We start from the raw sequence: 17,428 nt of genomic DNA on the forward strand, positions 1-17,428 counted from the left end.
TTTAATCCCTGAAGCGGCGGATGGCCGCGTCCACCACGCCTTCCACGCTGCCGGTGGCCGCGTACTGGTCGCGCAGCCAGTGCGCATCGCTGCCCATGTGCGTAACAGCAGTCAAATGATCGAGCCCCGCCATGCCGCCCAGCGCTTCCGCATGGGGCGCCATCTTGCGCAGCGTCGTCAGGATATCTTCACGCAGCGACAGGTTTTCATATGTCTTCGGGTGCACGATGGCGCCATCGAGGCCGAAGCGGCACGCCTGGAAGCGGTTGTAGTTGTAGACCAGGTAATCGTCTTCGGCCGGCATCGGTTCGTGGCGCTCCAGCAGGTAGCGGCACAGCGCCTGCAGGTAGCACGCCAGCGCGGCGGCCCGCTCCACCGTCAGCGGCGTATCGCACACGCGCAATTCAATGGTGCCGTATTCGGGCTTGGGGCGGATGTCCCAATAAAAGTCTTTCATGCTCTTGATGACGCCCGTGTGCTCCATCTTCGAGAAATAACTGTGCTCGAATTCATCCCACGACAGCAGGAATGGTGCGCGCCCGCTCATGGGGAAGGCAAACACGGAATTCAGCCGGGCCGAATTGAACAGCGTGTCGTTGCCCTGCACGAACGGCGATGACGCGGACAGCGCAATGAAGTGCGGCACGTAGCGCGACAGCGAATGCAGCAGGAACAGTGCATCGTCGCCATTGCCGCAGCCGATGTGCACGTGCTGGCCGAAAATCGTGAATTGCTTGGCCAGGTAGCCATACAGCGCGGACACCTCGCGGAAACGCGGCTTGCTGAAAATACGCCGCTCCGACCAGCGCTGGAACGGGTGCGTGCCGCCGCCGCAAATGCCGATGTTGAGCTGTTCGCACGCCTGCACCAGCGTATCGCGGATCAGCCGCAGTTGCGCGGCCAGTTCCGTGAAGTTCGTGTGCACGTCCGAGTTAATTTCAATCATGCTCTCCGTGATTTCCGGCGTCACATTGCCGGGGAAGGGCTTGCGGGACAGCAGGTGCAGCAGGTCCGGGCTGGAGGCCGTGAGGTCGAAATCCGAATTGCCGATCAATTGCAATTCCAGTTCGACGCCCATGGTCAGCGGCTTGGACAGCGTAAAAGGTTCGAGTGGCATGGTGGCTCTCCTAGTCTTTGCTGGAAACTTCCCTGGCCCACACCAGCGCATATTGCGTGATGACGGGGCCCAGCACTTCCATGAACAAGGTCATGGCGGCCAGCGCGGCCAGTTCATCGACCAGCACGATGCCCATGTATTTGGTCTGTTCCAGCAGCAGGATGACGAACACGGACATCGGCGCCAGCGCCACGCCCGTCAGCGCGCCTTTGCGCCACGACACGCCGCCGGGATGCGCAAACACGGCCACCGACGCGATCTTCACGATAAAGCGCGCGGCCAGCAGCGCCAGCGCCAGTGCCGCGCCGGTGACGACCCGTTCCCAGTCCAGCGTGGTAACGGCAAACACGAACAGCAGCACGGTCAGCAATTCGCCGATGGCGCCGAAATTGCGCTCGGTGCGCGTGATGACGACGCGGCGGTGCCGCGCCATCAGGCCAAACGTCAGCGTGGCCAGCACGGGCGACAGGTTTGCTGCATGGGCAATCGCCACCAGCGACACGACGGCCAGTGCAAACGCGACGGATCCTTCGCGGCCCACTTGCCCCAGTTGGCGCAGGATGGCCGGCACGATGACGCCAAACACGGCGCCCATGGCGGCGGACGCCAGCAATTCAAAGGCGCTGTGCGACACGGCTTGCGCCAGGCTGCCCGACGTGCGGAACACCCACACGCCCACCACGACCTTGAAGACAAACACGGCCAGCACGCAATTGATGGCGACCAGGTGCAGCACCCGTTCCGTCACCTGGCCGGCGCTGTTTTGCTCGTTGATGACGCGCAGGACGCCGGCAGGCGACGTGGACATGGCCAGCGACGCCAGCAAGGCGCACGTCAGCGGCGGCATGCCGGCGGCATGGCCGATGGCATAGACCACGGCAAAAGTGGCGGCGGATTCCGCGATGCCTGTCAGGGCAATCCACGGATTGATGCGCAGCCAGTGCAGGTTGATACGGTAGCCGAACTCGAACAAGATCAGGCCGAATGCCACGTTGGCCAGCAACGTGACCGGGCTGGAGCTGTCGCTGACGTACAGGTCGGGGAACGCTTGTGCGACGGCGAATCCGACGACGCCATAGACACTGATACGGGGGACGTTAATCCAGCGGTGGATGATTTCGCCGGCAAGCCAGGCCAGCGCGATAGCAAACGGCCATGCAAGCTCGGCGGACAAGACCAGGATATCCGGCATGTTCGCTCCTTGCAAAAATTTGACTGAACTGTAGGTGATCGAAGGCAATCGTGTCGCACCGTTGAAACGCGTAAGCCAGTACAATCGCTGCCAACTGCATTCAACATGAAGGGAACATCATGCTTCAGCTGCTTGGCGAACACGCGTGTTTTGGCGGTGTCCAGCGCTTTTACCAGACCGCCAGCGCGGCCATTGGCTTGCCGATGCGCTTTGCCGCGTACCTCCCGCCGCATGCGGACGGCGCGCGGCTGCCGGCGCTGTTTTACCTGGCGGGCTTGACGTGCACTGAGGAGACCTTTGTTATCAAAGCGGGCGCGCAGCGGCTGGCCGCGGAACTGGGTGTCGTGCTGATTGCGCCGGATACCAGCCCGCGCGGCGCCGGCGTGGCCGGAGAAACGGATGCGTGGGATTTCGGCGTGGGTGCGGGGTTTTATATCGACGCGGTGCAAGCGCCGTGGAACACGCACTACCGCATGTACAGCCATATCCTGGAATTGCGGGAACTGGTGGTGCAAGCGCTACCGGTCGATGGCGAGCGGGTTGGCATCTTTGGGCACTCGATGGGCGGCCATGGTGCGCTGACGATTGCATTGAAACGGCCGGATTTATTCCGCTCTGTTTCTGCGTTTGCACCGATTGCCGCGCCGGCGCGCTGCCCGTGGGGACGCAAGGCGTTCACCGGCTACCTGGGTACGGATGAAAGTGCATGGCTGAAGCATGATGCGTCAGCACTGATGGCGGCGATGCAGACGCCGTTCCCGCACGGGATCTTGATCGACCAGGGATTAAGCGACAAATTCCTGGCCGGGCAATTGCACCCGGAAGCCTTTGAAGAAGCGTGCCGGGCTGCCGCGCAGCCGCTGCAATTGCGGCGGCATGCGGGCTATGACCACGGCTACTATTTCATTTCAACGTACATGGAAGACCACCTGCGCTTCCATGCGCTGAATTTGTCGTTCACAGCTTGATTTCCGTGCCCAGCTTTTGCAGCAGCTGGGCCAGCCATTGCGGATGCGCGGGCCAGGCGGGCGCCGTGACGAACTGGCCATCCGTGATGGCGCCATCGATGGCGATATCGGCATAGTCGGCGCCGGCCATCTTGACTTCCGGAGCGCACGCGGGATAGGCGGAGATTTTTTTGCCGCGGATGACGTCGGCGGCAGCCAGCAACTGGGCGCCATGGCAGATCGCGGCAATCGGCTTGCCTGCCTGCGCAAAGCCCTGCACCAGTTCAATGACTTTGCCATTGAGCCGCAAGTATTCCGGCGCGCGGCCGCCGGCGACTACCAGCGCATCGTAGGCGTTCACGCTGACCTGGTCGAAATCTGCATTCAGTGCAAACTGGTGGCCCGGCTTTTCCGTGTACGTCTGGTCGCCTTCGAAATCATGAATGGCAGTCTTGACCTTGTCGCCACTCTTCTTGCCCGGGCACACGGCATGCACGGTATGCCCCACCATCAGCAGTGCCTGGAACGGCACCATCGTCTCGTAATCCTCGGCAAAGTCGCCGGTCAATAACAGGATCTTCTTCGCTGCCACGGCCATCTCCTCTCAGGGTTGAACAACAGCCCCCATCATAGCCCGCCCGTAAAAACCATGCATAAATTACATCACAATGGGGTCAGACGTGCATTCATGCGTTTCCCCGGTGGGGTCAGACGTGCATTGATGCAGACTTTTCACCCTGAGAGCCAGCACTTTTTGCTCGAAATGCTGACGGACTCAACCAGAGCTGCGGCTTATGCAATTTTGCATAACGCCTGAACTGGCAGGGCTTATGGCAAAAATGGATGCACGAACGCACGTCTGACCCCAGCGGCGGAATGCATCAATGCACGTCTGACCCCACGGGGGGTAAAAAAAGGCGGCGGGCTTGCGCCCTGCCGCCTTTTTTACTGAGATGTAACGACTTTATTTGTGCAGCACTTTACGGATAGTCTCCGCCAAGTCTTCCGCAACGAATTTCGCCACGTAGGCATCCGCGCCTACGCCGCGCACGTGGTCTTCATTGGTTTTGCCGGACAGCGACGAGTGAATCACCACCGGGATCTTCGCAAAGCGCGCATCCTGCTTCACCAGGCGGGTCAAGGTGAAGCCATCCATCTCCGGCATTTCCAGGTCGGTCAGGATCATCGCCACGCGGTCATCGATGCTGATCCCCTCCGCCTTGCAGCCATCGGCAATGTGCTGCAGCTTGTCCCACGCTTCCTTGCCAGACTTGGTCATCACGTACGGCGCGCCCATCGCATTCAAGCCCTGCTCGATCAGGCTGCGCGCCACCACCGAGTCATCCGCCGCCAAAATAATCGTGCCCGGCTTCAGCAACAGTTTCGGACCAATGGTCTCCGGATCCACATCCTTGCCTTCGGAAGGAATCATCTTGCGCAAGATGGTTTCCACGTCCAGCACCTGCGCCAGGCGGGTGTTGTTGACATCGCCATCCAGGCGGGCAATCGACGTCACCATGCCGCCGGCATTGCTGCCCTCGGCCGACAACACCTGGCCCCAGTCCAGCCGTACGATTTCATCCACGGACTCTACGGCAAACGCTTGCGTGGTGCGGGCAAATTCCGTCACCAGCATGATGTTCAAGCCCGTCTTCGGCGTCACGCCGACAATCGATGGCAAATCCATCACGGAAATGATCTGGCCGCGCAAGTTGACCACACCCAGCATGTGCGGCTGCGAGCCCGCCACCGCCGTGACTTCCGGCATGGCGACAATTTCACGGATCTTGAAGACGTTAATGCCGTATAGCTCCGAATGTTCGCCATTGGCGTCGCAGCCCAGGCGGAACAGCAACAGTTCAAACTTGTTGGAATTGGTTAAATTACTGCGTTCGTCAATTTCTTGTTGAACTGAATTCATGGGTCATTTTCTCCGTCGGGGCTTCTGATGTACTGATACCGGCTGGGCTCCAGTATAACGAGATTGCCACAAGTAACGGAACATTTTGCCCCCGGGCACCATGGATGAGAAGCGCCCGCACAACACCGGCGTGACTGAATAGCAAAAAGGCAGCCGCAAAGGCTGCCTTTTGTGAAATTCTGGAGCGGGAGAAGAGTCTCGAACTCTCGACCTCAACCTTGGCAAGGTTGCGCTCTACCAACTGAGCTACTCCCGCTTGGGAGGCCGCATTATGAAGCAAACGCAATTCAAATGCAAGTGACCCACATGGTTTGGCGGCGAAGCAAGCTTGCTGCCTTTATAATGCAAGCTTGCCTTTAAACAACGAATACAGCGAATACAACGAATTCAGAATGGATGCAATTGAAACAGTCTTGGCCATGCTGCTGGCCGTGGTGGCCAGCGCTTACCTGGTCCGCCTGCTGCCTGTCGGCGTACCGCTGCCGCTGGTGCAGATCGGCCTGGGCTTCCTGATTGCCGCCCTGTCAACGCACGGCATTGCGCTCGATCCTGAATTCTTTTTCCTGCTGTTCCTGCCTCCGCTGCTGTTCCTCGATGGCTGGCGCATCCCCAAAACCGGGCTGTTACGCGACAAGGCCGTGATTCTGGAACTGGCGTTTGGCCTCGTCATCTTCACCGTAATCGGCGCCGGCTTGCTGATTCATTTGCTGATCCCCGCCATGCCGCTGGCTGTTGCGTTTGCGCTGGCCGCCATCGTGTCGCCCACGGACCCGATTGCCGTGTCCGCCATCGCGTCCCGCACGCCCATCCCCAAGCGCCTGATGCACATCCTCGAAGGCGAATCGTTGCTGAACGATGCCAGCGGCCTCGTATGCTTCCGCTTTGCCGTGCTGGCCGCAGTGACCGGCAAATTTTCGCTGACCTCCGCCACGCTGACATTCGTGTGGCTGGTGGTGGGCGGCATTTCCATGGGCGTCACCGTTACGGCCGCCATCACGTGGACCCAGCGCTGGCTGACGCGCCATTTTGGCGAACCGCCCGGATCCCCCATCCTCGTCAACTTGCTGATGCCGTTTGGCGCCTACCTGGCGGCGGAACACGTGCACGCTTCCGGCATCCTGGCTGCCGTCGCAGCCGGTGTCGCCATGAGCTACGTGGAATTGAGCGGCCACGCGCACGCCGCCACCCGCATCCAGCGCTCCGCCGTGTGGGATACCGTGCAGTTTTCGCTGAACGGCGTCATGTTCGTGCTGTTGGGCGAACAGTTGCCGCACATTTTGAAAGGCGCCAAAGCATCGCTGGAAGACGTCGGCCACGTGAATTCCTGGTGGCTGGTGCTGTATGCGTTTGCCATCAGCTTGGGCTTGATGGCGCTGCGCTTCATCTGGGTGTGGGCAACGCTACGCCTGACGCTGTATAAGAAAAGCCGCGCAGGGGAAGCCGCCGAACGCCCGCACTGGCGCCTGCTGCTGGCCACGTCGCTGGCCGGCGTGCGGGGCGCCATCACACTGGCCGGCGTCATGACGCTGCCGCTGGTGCTGGACAATGGCCAGGAATTCCCGGCTCGCGATTTGACGATCTTCCTGGCCAGCGCCGTGATCCTGATTTCACTGGCAGTGGCCAGCATCGGCCTGCCCCGGCTGCTGAACGGCATGGATTTCCCCGAAGAGCCGCACGAACAGCAGGAAGAAGACCGCGCCCGCGAAGTGGCGGCCAATGCCGCCATTGCCGCCATTGAACGGGCGCAGATCGACCTGATGTCCACCAGCCTCGAACCCGACGTGTATCCGCAAGCAGCATCGCGCGTCATCGCACTGTACAAACACCGGCTGGTCGAATATGCGGAACACGATGAAGGCCGCCGCTACCGCAAGATGGACAATGCGGAAAAAGAATTGCGGATGGCGGCGCTGGCCGCCGAGCGCAAAGCCATTTACAACCTGGCCCGCCACGGCCACATTTCAGACGAGATTTCCCGCAAGCTGGTGCGCGAAGTCGACTTGTCTGAAGCCCGTTTCCGCTGACCGGCATGAACAGCCGCCGCACCACCTACACCGTGACGGCCGCCTGGGTGCTGTTCTGGGCGCTGATGATCATCACGGCCGTATTCGACATGGTGCGCGATGGCGAGTCCGGCTTATGGAAGCCCGTGCTGTGGGAAGGCTCGTCCGCACTGACCGCCACCACGCTGCTGGTCTTGCAGCGCCGCTACACACGGCGTTACGACCATTTGCTTGGCCAGCCACTGCGCTGGTTCGCGCGCCAGCTGCCGTGGGCGCTGGCGTACTGGACGCTGTTCGTGCCGATCGCCTTTTCCATCCGTCACGGCGTCTATGCGCTGGCGGGCGACACGTATCAACATGCGGGCTGGCCGGAAACCTTCCTGTATGAAGACATCAAGATTTCCATCTTCTTCGGGATTTTCGTCGTGATCCAGTTTGGCTTGCTGTCTTACCGCGCGCTGATGGAAGAAAAAATCCGCGCCGAACAGGCAGCAACCCTGCTGCGCCAGGCGCAATTGCAGCAACTGACGCAGCAAATGCAGCCGCATTTCCTGTTCAATGCACTGAACACGATCTCGTCGCTGATCCATTCCGATGCGGACCGCGCCGACATGCTGCTGGTGCGCCTGTCCGACATGCTGCGTGCATCGCTGGACCACGGCGACCGCCAGCAGGCGCCGCTGGCGGAAGAACTCAAGCTGTTGCGGGGCTATGCGCAATTGATGGCCGAGCGCTTTGCCGACCGCGTGCAAATCGCGTGGCACGTCGATGACGCCGTGCTGGCATGCCAAGTGCCGCCCATGAGCATGCAGCCATTGCTGGAAAATGTGTTCAAGCACACGGTGGAAAAGCTGCGGCAGCCAGTCTGCATCACGGTTGCCGCGCTGCGCGATGAAGGCGAACTGGTGCTGCGCATCGAAGACAATTGCGGCCGGCTGGGTGCGGACGCACGGCATGCGCCGGCGGCGCACGGCGCAGAACCGGCCGGCCAGGGGGCTCACGCGCAAGCGTCCGGCAGCGGCGTTGGCTTGCGCAACCTGCGAGCGCGCCTGTCCGCACTGCATGGCGACGCCGCTACGTTAAAACTGCTGCAACTGGAGCCCGCCGGCGTGCGGGCAGAGATGCGATTGCCATGCGTGTGCTGATCGTTGACGACGAACGTCCCGCACGGGACAAGCTGCGCCGCCTGCTGGTGCAGGAAACGGACATCACCGCCATCGAAGAAGCCCGCGACGGCGTGGAAGCATTGCAGTTGGCCGTCGCCTTCGCGCCGGACGTGCTGTTCCTCGATATCCAGATGCCGGAAGTGGGCGGCTTCGACGTGGCCGCTTCGCTGCCCTCACCCGCACCGCTGGTGGTGTTTGTCACGGCCTTCGATGAATATGCCGTGCGCGCCTTCGATGCGTGCGCGGTCGATTACCTGCTGAAGCCCTACGACGCAGAACGCTTGCAGCGCGCCGTGCAGCGGGTCCGTGAGCGCCTGTCCGCGCGCAGCGCGCAGCAGGCGCCCGCGCTGGCGGGACAGCCCGTCAGGCAATTGCTGGTCACGGAACGGGGCGTCACCCGCATCGTCCGGACCGACGACATCCGGTGGCTGGAGACGGCGGACAATTACGTGGCGCTGCACACGGCGTCCGGCAGCCCGCTGCTGCGGCAAACCTTGTCCGCGCTGCTGGACAGCCTGGGCTCCGCATTTATCCGCTGCCACCGCCGCGCCGCCGTGCGCATTGCGGCGGTGGAAAGCATGGCAGTCGATGACAAGGGGGACGGCGAATTAATCCTGGCCGGCGGCATGCGCGCGCCTCTCAGCCGCCAGCACCGCGCGGCCGTCATGGCAGCCCTTGCCGGCTGAGCACCCTGGCGACCGCGCACCGGATGCGGCACGGACCAGCGCTGCTTGCCGCTACGGCCCCTTAAAACCGCCTATTACTGCTTAATGCCGCGCCCCGCCCTGCAATTCCGCCAGCAAGGCTTCATTAAACGCCGGTAAATCGTCGGGTTTGCGGCTGGTCACCAGCTTGCCATCGACCACCACCTCCTGGTCACGCCAGTGCGCCCCCGCATTGCGCAAGTCTTCCTGCAAGCTGGGCCAGCTGGTCAATTGCTTGTCTTTGGCAATACCGGCATCGATCAGCGTCCACGGGCCGTGGCAAATGGCGGCGATCGGCTTGTTTTCCCGCGCGAATTCGCGGATGAACGTAATCGCTTCCATGTTCAGCCGCAATTGGTCGGGGTTCGCGACACCACCCGGCAACAGCAGCGCATCGAACTCCACCGGACGCGCGTCGCGCACGTCGAGTTCCACCTGGAATTTGTCACCCGGCTCGAAGTGGTTGAACCCCTGCACTTCGTCGCCTTTCGGCTTGGGCGACACCAGCGTGACTTGCACGCCATGCTGTTCCAGGAATTCGCGGGGACTCGTGTATTCCACCTGTTCGACACCGTCCGTCATCAGCACGGCCACCCGTTTGCCACGCAGCGCCGCCTGGGCTGATTGCTGAGCCATATTGTCCTCCTTTGTGAAATGGGCACGCGACGATGGTAAGCAATGCAGGCGGACGGTGGCGCTAGCGTGCCTGCCGGCATCGCCATTCCCCGGCTCGCCCCTGCCCGCCCCCGCTTCGCCCCATTCCGCTCGCGGCAGCCCGCCCGGCCCGCTACGCTGCCGGTATTGCAACCCTGAACTGGATAACCACCATGCACTCTTCACAGCAACGCCTGTATTTCCTGGACTGGATCCGCATCGCCGCCTTTTTCCTGCTGGTGCTGTATCACACGGGCATGTATTACGTGAACTGGGACTGGCACGTGAAAAGCCCGCACGCCAGCGACACCATCGAGGCTTTCATGATGCTGTCGTCGCCATGGCGCATGTCGCTGCTATTCCTCGTGTCCGGCGTGGCGGCCGCGTTCCTGCTGAACAAAGCCGGCGCAGGCGCGTTTGCCCGCCAGCGCAGTGTGCGCCTGCTGGTGCCACTGGTGTTCGGCATGCTTGTCATCGTGCCGCCGCAGCCGTACTTCGAAGTGGTGGAAAAAGTCGCCTACCAGGGCAGCTACCTGGACTTTATGAAGCTATACGTCAACGCGTATCACGGTTTTTGCCGGGGTACCGATTGCCTGACCTTGCCGACCTGGAACCACCTGTGGTTCTTGCCTTACCTGTGGGTGTATTGCCTGTTGCTGGCCGCGCTGGCCGCCGTACTGGGACGGCCACGCTGGCAACAGCTGGGGACGTCCGTTGCCAACGCTATGTCCGGTTGGAAATTGGTGGTATTGCCGGTCGCCATCCTGGCCATCGGCCGCCTGGCGCTGCTGAACAAATTTCCCCATACGAATAACCTGGTGTGGGACTGGCACAACCATGCCACGTATTTCCCCATCTTCATGCTGGGCGCGATGGTGGCGTTCCATGGCGCGCTGTGGCAGCGCATGGAAAACATCCGCTTTGGCGCGCTGGGCACGGCGCTGGGCGGCTGGGCGTTCCTGATGTCTTATTACGCCATTACCGACCAGATGCCGCCGGGCCAGATTGGGTTGTGGCAGGATGCGCAGCGCGTGCTGTATGCGCTGGTGCAGTGGAGCGCCATCCTGGCCGTGTGCGGCTTCGGCCACCGCCACCTGCAATTCGACAGCGCGAAGCGGCGCTACCTGACGGAAGCCGTGTTCCCCGTCTATATCCTGCACCAGACCCTGATCATCGTGTTTTCCCAGCTCATCAAGCCGGCCCACCACGGTCCCGTGCTGGAAGCCGTGCTGCTGATCGTCATGACCTTGTCCGCCAGTTTCGGCATCTTTGAAGTAGTGCGGCGGATACCGCTGCTGCGCCCCCTGTTTGGACTGGGACGCGCGGCACGGCCAGTCCAGGCCGTGCCAGCGGCAACCCAGGCCGCGGCTTAATTGAGCAACTTGCGCGAGCGCTTGGCGCGGTACATTTCCGCGTCAGCCAGCGCAAATGCTTCGTGCAAATCGTAGCCCGGCTTGCGCATCGCCATGCCCGTCGAAGCCTTCACATCATGCAGCGCCATTTTCGCCTGCATGCGCTGCAACAGTATTTGCGCATCGTAGTAATCGCATTCCACCAGCAGCATGGCAAATTCATCGCCGCCCAGCCGGGCAATGACGTCGGAACTGCGCGTCAGCGACGTCAATACCTGGGCGGCACGCACCAGCAGCGCGTCGCCCGCGCCATGGCCCTGCGTATCATTGGTGAGTTTGAGTTCATCGAGGTCGATCGACACGACGCAGGCCGGATGGCCATACCGGGCGCAGCGTTCTTCTTCGCGCGACAACAGCATGCTCCAGCCGCGCCGGTTGTACAGCCCCGTCAATTCGTCGCGGGTGGCTTCCAGTTCTGCCCGTTCAGCGCGGCGGCGCGCATCGGCGGCAGCCAGTTCCGCATTCAGCAGGCCGTTCAGCATTTCCACCATCAATTGCAGCATCGGCAGTTCCTTGACGATGTCGACCGGCTGCGGGCGGGGGTCGATGGCGCACAGTGTGCCGAACAGCGAGCCATCCGCGCGCATCAGCGGCAAGCCGACGTACGCGCCGATATCCTGTTGCCGGGCAATGGGCGCACTGGCGTATGCTTCCACCCGCCGCACATCGGGCGCCATATGCGGGCCCTGTCCCAGCATCATGCGGTAGCAAAACGAGTCGCTCCAGCGGAACACCTGGCCAGGCTTGACGCCGTAGCCGTGGTCGTCGGCTGACAGCACTATCCAGTCATCCCCTTCAGTCCGCGTCACCATCCACAGTTGGAAACCCAGCCGTGCATGGAGGAATTCCATGCACGCCTTCGACGCGCTGGCGAAATCATTGATCATGACGGCTACCCTCCGGCAATCTTAATCAACGGGCGCCGGACATGCAGGCCGGCATCCACTGCTTAGTATTTCGTCATTATGCACCGCTATTTGACAAAAGTAAGCAGGTGTTTGGTTTCGCCCGGCAACAATGGCGTGGTTTTTCCTGCCACCCAGTCGGCGTGGCCTGCCAGGAAATAAGGCGACAGCGGATGCCCGCTCTGGCCGCCCGGCATGTTGAAAATCGCCCGTTCTTCATGGCCCGGCGACACCACCATGCGCTCCGACTGGCCGAATTTCGGCGCAGCCACGCGCGGCATGTTGGAATCGCCCGGCATCGGATCGGCTGGCGCCGACAGCCAAGGGCGCAGCGCCGGTACGGCATTGGCAATCGGGTGCACGATGTTTTGCTGGTTGCGCGCGCCCCACGTGGCGTCGGCCAGCTTCTTGCCATCCTTGGTCAATTCCGCCACGGCGCGGTCCAGCGCCGCCAATTGCAGCGCTTGCCAGCTTGCATATTGCTGCGGCAGCCAGCCTGCCGGCTGTTCGTCCAGCAGGCGCGCCACGACGGCAGGCCAGCGGGTCGATGCCGCCACCATATCGGATTTTTCATTGAGCTTGGCCAGTTCCACATTGGCGCCGCCATACAGGTTTTCATACAGCGACCACATGAAGGTGCGGGCAATCCGGTAGCCGACGGAATCCACGCTGGCCCGGCCGCTCCAGCTCTTTTCCAGCAGCGCGCGGGCTTCCTGGCGCGCGGGATGGCCGGCAACGGCTTGCGCGTCGAGCACCGCCAGCGCGCGGTCGCGCCACGTGCCCATGAAGATGGCGCGGTCATCCAGCGCCACGCTGTAGACGCCCTGCTCATCCGTTTTGGCGCCCAGCGCCGCCACGCTGTCGCGCACGTGGCGGGTACGCGCTCCCAGGTCAAACCCGCCATCGCCCAGCAATTGCGCGCCAGCGCCCTGCAACTGGCGGCTGTTGGCGGTGCTGAGCTGGCCATTGGCCGGATTGCGCACTTGCGGGTAGCCGGCTGGCGCCAGCATGCCCTGCCAGCCTGCCTGTGCGGTGTCCGCCACCAGCGGGAAGGTCGATGCGATGCCGGGCTGCGCGCGTTTCGGCAGCGCGCCCGCAATGGTCCAGCCAATATTGCCTTTGTTATCCCCCGCGACAAAGTTTTGCGCGGGGATACCCATGGTGTTGGCAATGGACAGCGCTTCATCCAGCGTGTCTGCGCCCTCCAGCCGCATCGCGTTGAAATTCACGGCGCCCGGCGCGTGCGCCACCCAGTGCAGCGCATAGCGGCGCACATCCGGGCCCTTGCCGATTTCACGCACGGGGCCCAGCGACGTTTCCGTGACCTTGAACGGGTCCGCAGGCGCACCTTTCACGAGGATCGGTTCGTCATGGACCACGGCCTTTTCCCAGCCGCCCGGCGTGCGCACTTCGCCCGGGCGCGAAGCGTCCGTCTGCAGCGCCACCAGGTCCAGGTAATCGCCATAGCTGTTGGTATAGCCCCACGCCACATGGCCATTGCTGCCCACGATCATCATCGGCGTGCCCGGCAACGTCACGCCCACCACGCGGCGCGATTCGCCATGGTGCGGCACCATCAATACGGCGCGGTACCAGATGTGCGGCAGTTGCAAGCCCAGGTGCATGTCGTCGGACACGATGGCGCCGCCATCCTGGCTGCGGCTGCCCGCCACGGCCCAGTTATTGCTGCCCACCAGTCCAGCCGCCTCGCCGCTGCCGGCTTGCGCCACGCCATACAGTTCGCCGGCCGGCTGCGCGCCACGGAGCGCCAGCCGCTTCGAGTCGGCAGCGCCAGCCTTGCCCCACCATGCAGGCGCCTGTGCCGGGAATGGCGCATTGGCAGGCGGGATGTCGTCCGCATCCAGCGGCGCATCCCATCTGGTCGATTCCGGCAACAGTACGGCCAATTGTTCCGCCGTCGTGTTCTCCCTGACCCAGCCGCGCGCCAGTTCGCGCGCTTCCTGCGCCCCCTGCAAATCAAAGAACATGGCCCAGCCGACCAGCAGTGAATCGGCCGCGGCCCAAGGCTTGGGCGCCATGCCCACCAGCCCATATTCAAACGGACGGGCGCCCAGGTTGTTCAAGCCGTCATTGACACCCGCGACATAGCGGTCCAGCAGCGCTCTTTCAGCGGCAGGCATGGCGTCAACCGCTTGCTGGGCGCGGGCGCGGAAACGGTGCAGGCGGTGGTCCCTGTCCAGCGGCAGCGCTTTCGGGCCAAATAATTCCGATAATTCACCGGCCGCTGAACGGCGCAGCAAATCCATCTGGAAGTAGCGTTCTTGCGCATGCACGAAGCCGGTGGCATACGCGATATCAAGGCGGTTTTTACCGGTAATCGTGGGAACGCCCTGGCCATCGCGGGCTACCGTGACGTCGGCCGACAATCCCGGCACATTGCGCCGGCCGTCCAGCTGCGCCAGGCTGCCGCGCAGGAAGAACCAGATTGCCAGCGCCGCCAGGGCAACCAGCAGCAGCCCCCCCAGCACAATGCGTTTGATCCACGTCCCCAGTCCCGCCTTTTGCATACCAGCCCTCGTCATTGCGAATTGATCTTGTTGAAGCGGGAATATTGCCAGAAGTCCAACGTGAACGGGGCCGCAATTTTGTAACTTCAATTCGCCTCGCTTTCCTGCTACAGTGGCCACATCGCCACCGTTCCGCCCTGCCATGATTGCCGCCCCCACCCCGGACAATGAAGCCGAACGCCTCGCCGCCCTGTATGCGCTGCTGATTCTTGACACGCCGCGCGAAGAACGCTTCGACCGCATCGTTGAATTCGCGGTGGCGGAATTCGACGTGCCGATCGCGCTGATTTCCCTGATAGACAGCGAGCGGCAATGGTTTAAATCCAATGTGGGCTTGACGGCGTGCGAAACCGGCCGCGACGTGTCGTTTTGCGGCCACGCCATCATGCGTGGCGAAATCATGGTGATTCCCGATGCGGCAGCCGACGTCCGGTTTGCCGACAACCCGCTGGTGACGGGCGATCCGAATATCCGCTTTTATGCCGGCGCACCGCTGATCACGCCGCAGGGCTATGCGCTGGGCACGCTGTGCATCATCGATACCAAGCCGCGCCAGCTGGACGATATAGAAATGGCGATCCTGTCGACCTTGCGCGGTCTCGTGATGCAGGAATTGCAGTCGCCGAAAGGAAAAACCGATGGCCGAGCGCAAGCCACAGGATAAAAATGTGCTGCTGGTGGAGCCGCAAGCCATGCTGCGCCGGACCGTGGCGCTGACGGCGCGCTCATTGGGACTGGCGCACATCCACGAAGCCGCCAGCATGGCGCTGGCACGGCAAATCCTGCGCCAGCGGCCTTTTGACGGCGCCATCATTGCTATCGACGACGACGGCGCCGCGCATGACCTGGCGCTGCTGGACCAGGTGCGCGGCGGCGATTCCGCCTCACCGCCTCAAATACCGATCGCCGTCATGGCAGGCAATTGCACGGGCGAGCAGCTGACGCAGCTGAAGGAGCGGCAAGTCGCGCGGGTCATTGTCAAGCCGTTCCGGGCCAGGGTATTGCTGGAAGCGCTGGCTTCGCTGGCGGAACAAAAGCCGAATTAACTGTCAGCGGCTCCACGTACCCGTGCGCAGCGCCGCCGGCGATATCCCCTGTTCCTGCCGCTGCCACCGTATCCCCAGCGCATTGCGCCGCCAGACGATACGGCGCGGCGTGAATTGCCAGTAACGCTGCGCCCCTTGCACCGCGCTGCCTGGCAAGCGTTCCAATATGCGCACGGTCCCCGTCATTTGCAGCAAGTGTCCGCCTTCGAAATCCACGAAGACCAATCCAGCTTTCGGATTCACGGTGAAATTGCCCAGCGTATTGAAAAACAGGTTGCCAGCGAATTCCGGCACCGTCAGCGTTCCATCCTCGCCAACCCGTACAAACCCGGTCAGCCCGCCCCGGTGCGACACGTCAACTTGCCTGTGTCCATCCGGCAAGTCGGCATACGACGCCACATAAAACGAGTCGGCAGCGGCAATCAGTTGCCCGGCTGCGCCATCCAGCGATGGCAGCCATTGCGGTTCATCGGCTGGCGTGTTCGTTAATTGAAAATCACGCAGCTGGATGTATTGCGGGCAATTGCCAAACGATTGCACGACGTCGATATGTGCCGACGCTTGCGGACCGCGCCGCAACACGCCGTTCATGCGGTTGCGCCGGCGCGTGTGCAGTTCTATGCCCAGCAAGGCGATCTCGCTGCCATCCTGCATGCCCGCATCGGCGGGATCGTCCGGCACGCGGGGCAATTGCGCATCGAGCACACGCGGGCCGGGCGAATGCAGGAAGCCTGGCGTCCCGCTGCGCAACGTGGCCCACACATCGCCTTGCGGATCGACCGCGCCCAGCACGGCAAACGGCAACTGGGCAAAGAACTCGCGGTGCTGGTCCGGCATAAACGGCCGCACCACCTTGCGCCCTACGCTGTCCATCCGTTCCGCCACGCCTTCCAGGCGCTGCATGGCGACTTCGCCCGCATGCCATGGCGACGGCGGTTCTGCATCCTGTACTGATTGAACCGGGACACCCGCAGGCGCCACCATGCATTGTGGCTCGGCGCCGGCCCGGCTTTCGCGCGCAGTGCTGCTGGCTGTCCCGTTCATGACAGCCTCCTTACGCAGCCAGGCCGACTGGCGTCACAGCCATCGGCACAAAGCCCGGCAAGGCTTCAACCCGCGCCAGCCACGCACGCACATTGCCGTATTCGGACAGGTCCACGTTGCCTTCCGGCGCGCGGGCGATATAGCTGTACAGGGCGATATCGGCAATGGTCGGCTTGTCCGTATCCAGGCCGGCGATCCAGTGGCGGGCAGCCAGTTCGCCATCGATCAGCGCCAGGATGCGGTGCGCGCGGGCGATCATCTCCGTGGTGTCGACATCGCGGCCAAACAGTTGCACGACGCGCGCCGCTGCCGGTCCGAACGCGATTTCACCAGCAGCCACGGACAGCCAGCGCTGCACGCGCGCTTCCGCCACCGCGCCTTGCGGCAGCCAGTCGGTACGGCCTTCACGGCGCGCGAGATACACCAGGATCGCATTCGAATCCGGAACAATCACGCCGTTGTCATCCAGCACAGGCAATTGGCCAAAGCTGTTCAAGCGCAGGAATTCAGGCGCCTTATGCTCGCCCTTGAGCAAATCCACTTGCACCAGCTCATGCTGCAAGCCCAGCAGCGACAGGAACAGGCGGGCGCGGTGTACGTGGCCGGACAGTGGGTGGAAGTACAGTTTCATCGGTCATTTCCTTTAAGTGGTTGGGCAATGACGTCAGTGTGCTTTATTGCCGAAAATATGGGAATGACTGCACCCGGCAATTCACTGTTCCGTTGAATGGAATGATCGTATGCGCATTGCCGGGCGGGGACGTGCATAGCGCCCGCCCGGCATGAAAA

The 17,428-nt window shown here is 62.5% G+C and carries 16 protein-coding genes and 1 tRNA gene; 7 read left to right on the forward strand and 10 right to left on the reverse strand.

What is annotated here, in order from left to right; translation table 11 throughout:
* Position 1: 1 nt before the first annotated feature.
* Together GM668_RS05025 and GM668_RS05030 are read right to left on the reverse strand one after the other, a co-directional pair.
* Positions 2-1,117 carry a YbdK family carboxylate-amine ligase gene (locus GM668_RS05025; protein WP_155437856.1) on the reverse strand — a complete coding sequence of 372 codons (1,116 nt, stop codon included), beginning with the start codon at positions 1,115-1,117 and terminating at the stop codon, positions 2-4.
* A 10-nt stretch (positions 1,118-1,127) separates the two neighbouring features.
* Positions 1,128-2,309 (reverse strand): cation:proton antiporter, encoded by a 1,182-nt coding sequence (locus GM668_RS05030; protein WP_155437857.1) that lies wholly within the window; start codon positions 2,307-2,309, stop codon positions 1,128-1,130.
* 119 nt (positions 2,310-2,428) lie between these two features.
* Here GM668_RS05030 and fghA point away from each other — a divergent pair, with 119 nt between their 5' ends.
* Complete coding sequence (gene fghA / locus GM668_RS05035) at positions 2,429-3,277, forward strand: S-formylglutathione hydrolase (protein ID WP_155437858.1); 849 nt, start codon at positions 2,429-2,431, stop codon at positions 3,275-3,277.
* Here fghA and GM668_RS05040 read toward each other — a convergent pair.
* The 3 genes from GM668_RS05040 to GM668_RS05050 all read right to left on the reverse strand — a co-directional run bounded on the left by GM668_RS05040 (position 3,267) and on the right by GM668_RS05050 (position 5,433).
* Positions 3,267-3,848 (reverse strand): DJ-1/PfpI family protein, encoded by a 582-nt coding sequence (locus GM668_RS05040; RefSeq protein ID WP_170305496.1) that lies wholly within the window; start codon positions 3,846-3,848, stop codon positions 3,267-3,269. The two genes, fghA and GM668_RS05040, sit on opposite strands and share 11 nt — an antisense overlap.
* 372 nt (positions 3,849-4,220) lie before the next feature.
* Positions 4,221-5,177 carry a chemotaxis protein gene (locus tag GM668_RS05045; RefSeq protein ID WP_155437860.1) on the reverse strand — a complete coding sequence of 319 codons (957 nt, stop codon included), beginning with the start codon at positions 5,175-5,177 and terminating at the stop codon, positions 4,221-4,223.
* Positions 5,178-5,357: 180 nt separating this feature from the next.
* A tRNA-Gly gene (locus GM668_RS05050) sits at positions 5,358-5,433 on the reverse strand.
* A gap of 136 nt (positions 5,434-5,569) precedes the next feature.
* On the opposite strand from GM668_RS05050, the gene GM668_RS05055 reads away from it, so the two are divergent.
* From GM668_RS05055 to GM668_RS05065, 3 genes are read left to right on the forward strand one after another with little or no spacing between them, the layout of a single operon-like run.
* Positions 5,570-7,201 carry a Na+/H+ antiporter gene (locus tag GM668_RS05055; protein ID WP_155437861.1) on the forward strand — a complete coding sequence of 544 codons (1,632 nt, stop codon included), beginning with the start codon at positions 5,570-5,572 and terminating at the stop codon, positions 7,199-7,201.
* Positions 7,202-7,206: 5 nt separating this feature from the next.
* The gene (locus tag GM668_RS05060; protein ID WP_155437862.1) at positions 7,207-8,325 is read left to right on the forward strand and encodes a sensor histidine kinase; all 1,119 of its coding nucleotides are present in this window, start codon (positions 7,207-7,209) and stop codon (positions 8,323-8,325) included.
* Complete coding sequence (locus GM668_RS05065) at positions 8,313-9,032, forward strand: LytR/AlgR family response regulator transcription factor (protein WP_155437863.1); 720 nt, start codon at positions 8,313-8,315, stop codon at positions 9,030-9,032. Before GM668_RS05060 ends, GM668_RS05065 begins: the two co-directional genes overlap by 13 nt.
* Positions 9,033-9,113: 81 nt before the next feature.
* Here GM668_RS05065 and GM668_RS05070 read toward each other — a convergent pair whose 3' ends face one another.
* A complete protein-coding gene (locus GM668_RS05070) occupies positions 9,114-9,686 on the reverse strand; it encodes a type 1 glutamine amidotransferase domain-containing protein (protein WP_155437864.1) in 573 nt (190 codons plus the stop codon).
* Between the two features lie 191 nt (positions 9,687-9,877).
* Between GM668_RS05070 and GM668_RS05075 the strand changes: the two genes are divergently transcribed.
* Positions 9,878-11,077: an acyltransferase family protein gene (locus GM668_RS05075; RefSeq protein ID WP_155437865.1), complete on the forward strand. Its 1,200-nt coding sequence runs from the start codon at positions 9,878-9,880 to the stop codon at positions 11,075-11,077.
* Here the strand turns inward: GM668_RS05075 and GM668_RS05080 are convergent.
* On the reverse strand, positions 11,074-12,003 hold the full coding sequence (locus GM668_RS05080) for a sensor domain-containing diguanylate cyclase (RefSeq protein ID WP_155437866.1): 930 nt from the start codon (positions 12,001-12,003) through the stop codon (positions 11,074-11,076). The two genes, GM668_RS05075 and GM668_RS05080, sit on opposite strands and share 4 nt — an antisense overlap.
* An 86-nt stretch (positions 12,004-12,089) precedes the next feature.
* On the reverse strand, positions 12,090-14,549 hold the full coding sequence (locus GM668_RS05085; RefSeq protein ID WP_155437867.1) for a penicillin acylase family protein: 2,460 nt from the start codon (positions 14,547-14,549) through the stop codon (positions 12,090-12,092).
* A 142-nt stretch (positions 14,550-14,691) separates the two neighbouring features.
* Between GM668_RS05085 and GM668_RS05090 the strand changes: the two genes are divergently transcribed.
* Positions 14,692-15,213: a GAF domain-containing protein gene (locus tag GM668_RS05090; protein ID WP_155437868.1), complete on the forward strand. Its 522-nt coding sequence runs from the start codon at positions 14,692-14,694 to the stop codon at positions 15,211-15,213.
* Positions 15,188-15,595, forward strand: coding sequence for a DNA-binding transcriptional response regulator (locus GM668_RS05095; RefSeq protein WP_155437869.1), 408 nt, complete (start codon positions 15,188-15,190; stop codon positions 15,593-15,595). Before GM668_RS05090 ends, GM668_RS05095 begins: the two co-directional genes overlap by 26 nt.
* Positions 15,596-15,598: 3 nt before the next feature.
* Here GM668_RS05095 and GM668_RS05100 read toward each other — a convergent pair whose 3' ends face one another.
* Both GM668_RS05100 and GM668_RS05105 read right to left on the reverse strand, forming a co-directional pair.
* Positions 15,599-16,639 carry a pyridoxamine 5'-phosphate oxidase family protein gene (locus tag GM668_RS05100; RefSeq protein ID WP_229498948.1) on the reverse strand — a complete coding sequence of 347 codons (1,041 nt, stop codon included), beginning with the start codon at positions 16,637-16,639 and terminating at the stop codon, positions 15,599-15,601.
* Between the two features lie 10 nt (positions 16,640-16,649).
* A complete protein-coding gene (locus GM668_RS05105) occupies positions 16,650-17,270 on the reverse strand; it encodes a glutathione S-transferase family protein (protein WP_155437870.1) in 621 nt (206 codons plus the stop codon).
* Positions 17,271-17,428: the final 158 nt, after the last annotated feature.

Source organism: Pseudoduganella ginsengisoli, from assembly GCF_009720865.1.
GTDB classification, from domain to species: Bacteria; Pseudomonadota; Gammaproteobacteria; order Burkholderiales; family Burkholderiaceae_D; genus Rugamonas; species Rugamonas ginsengisoli.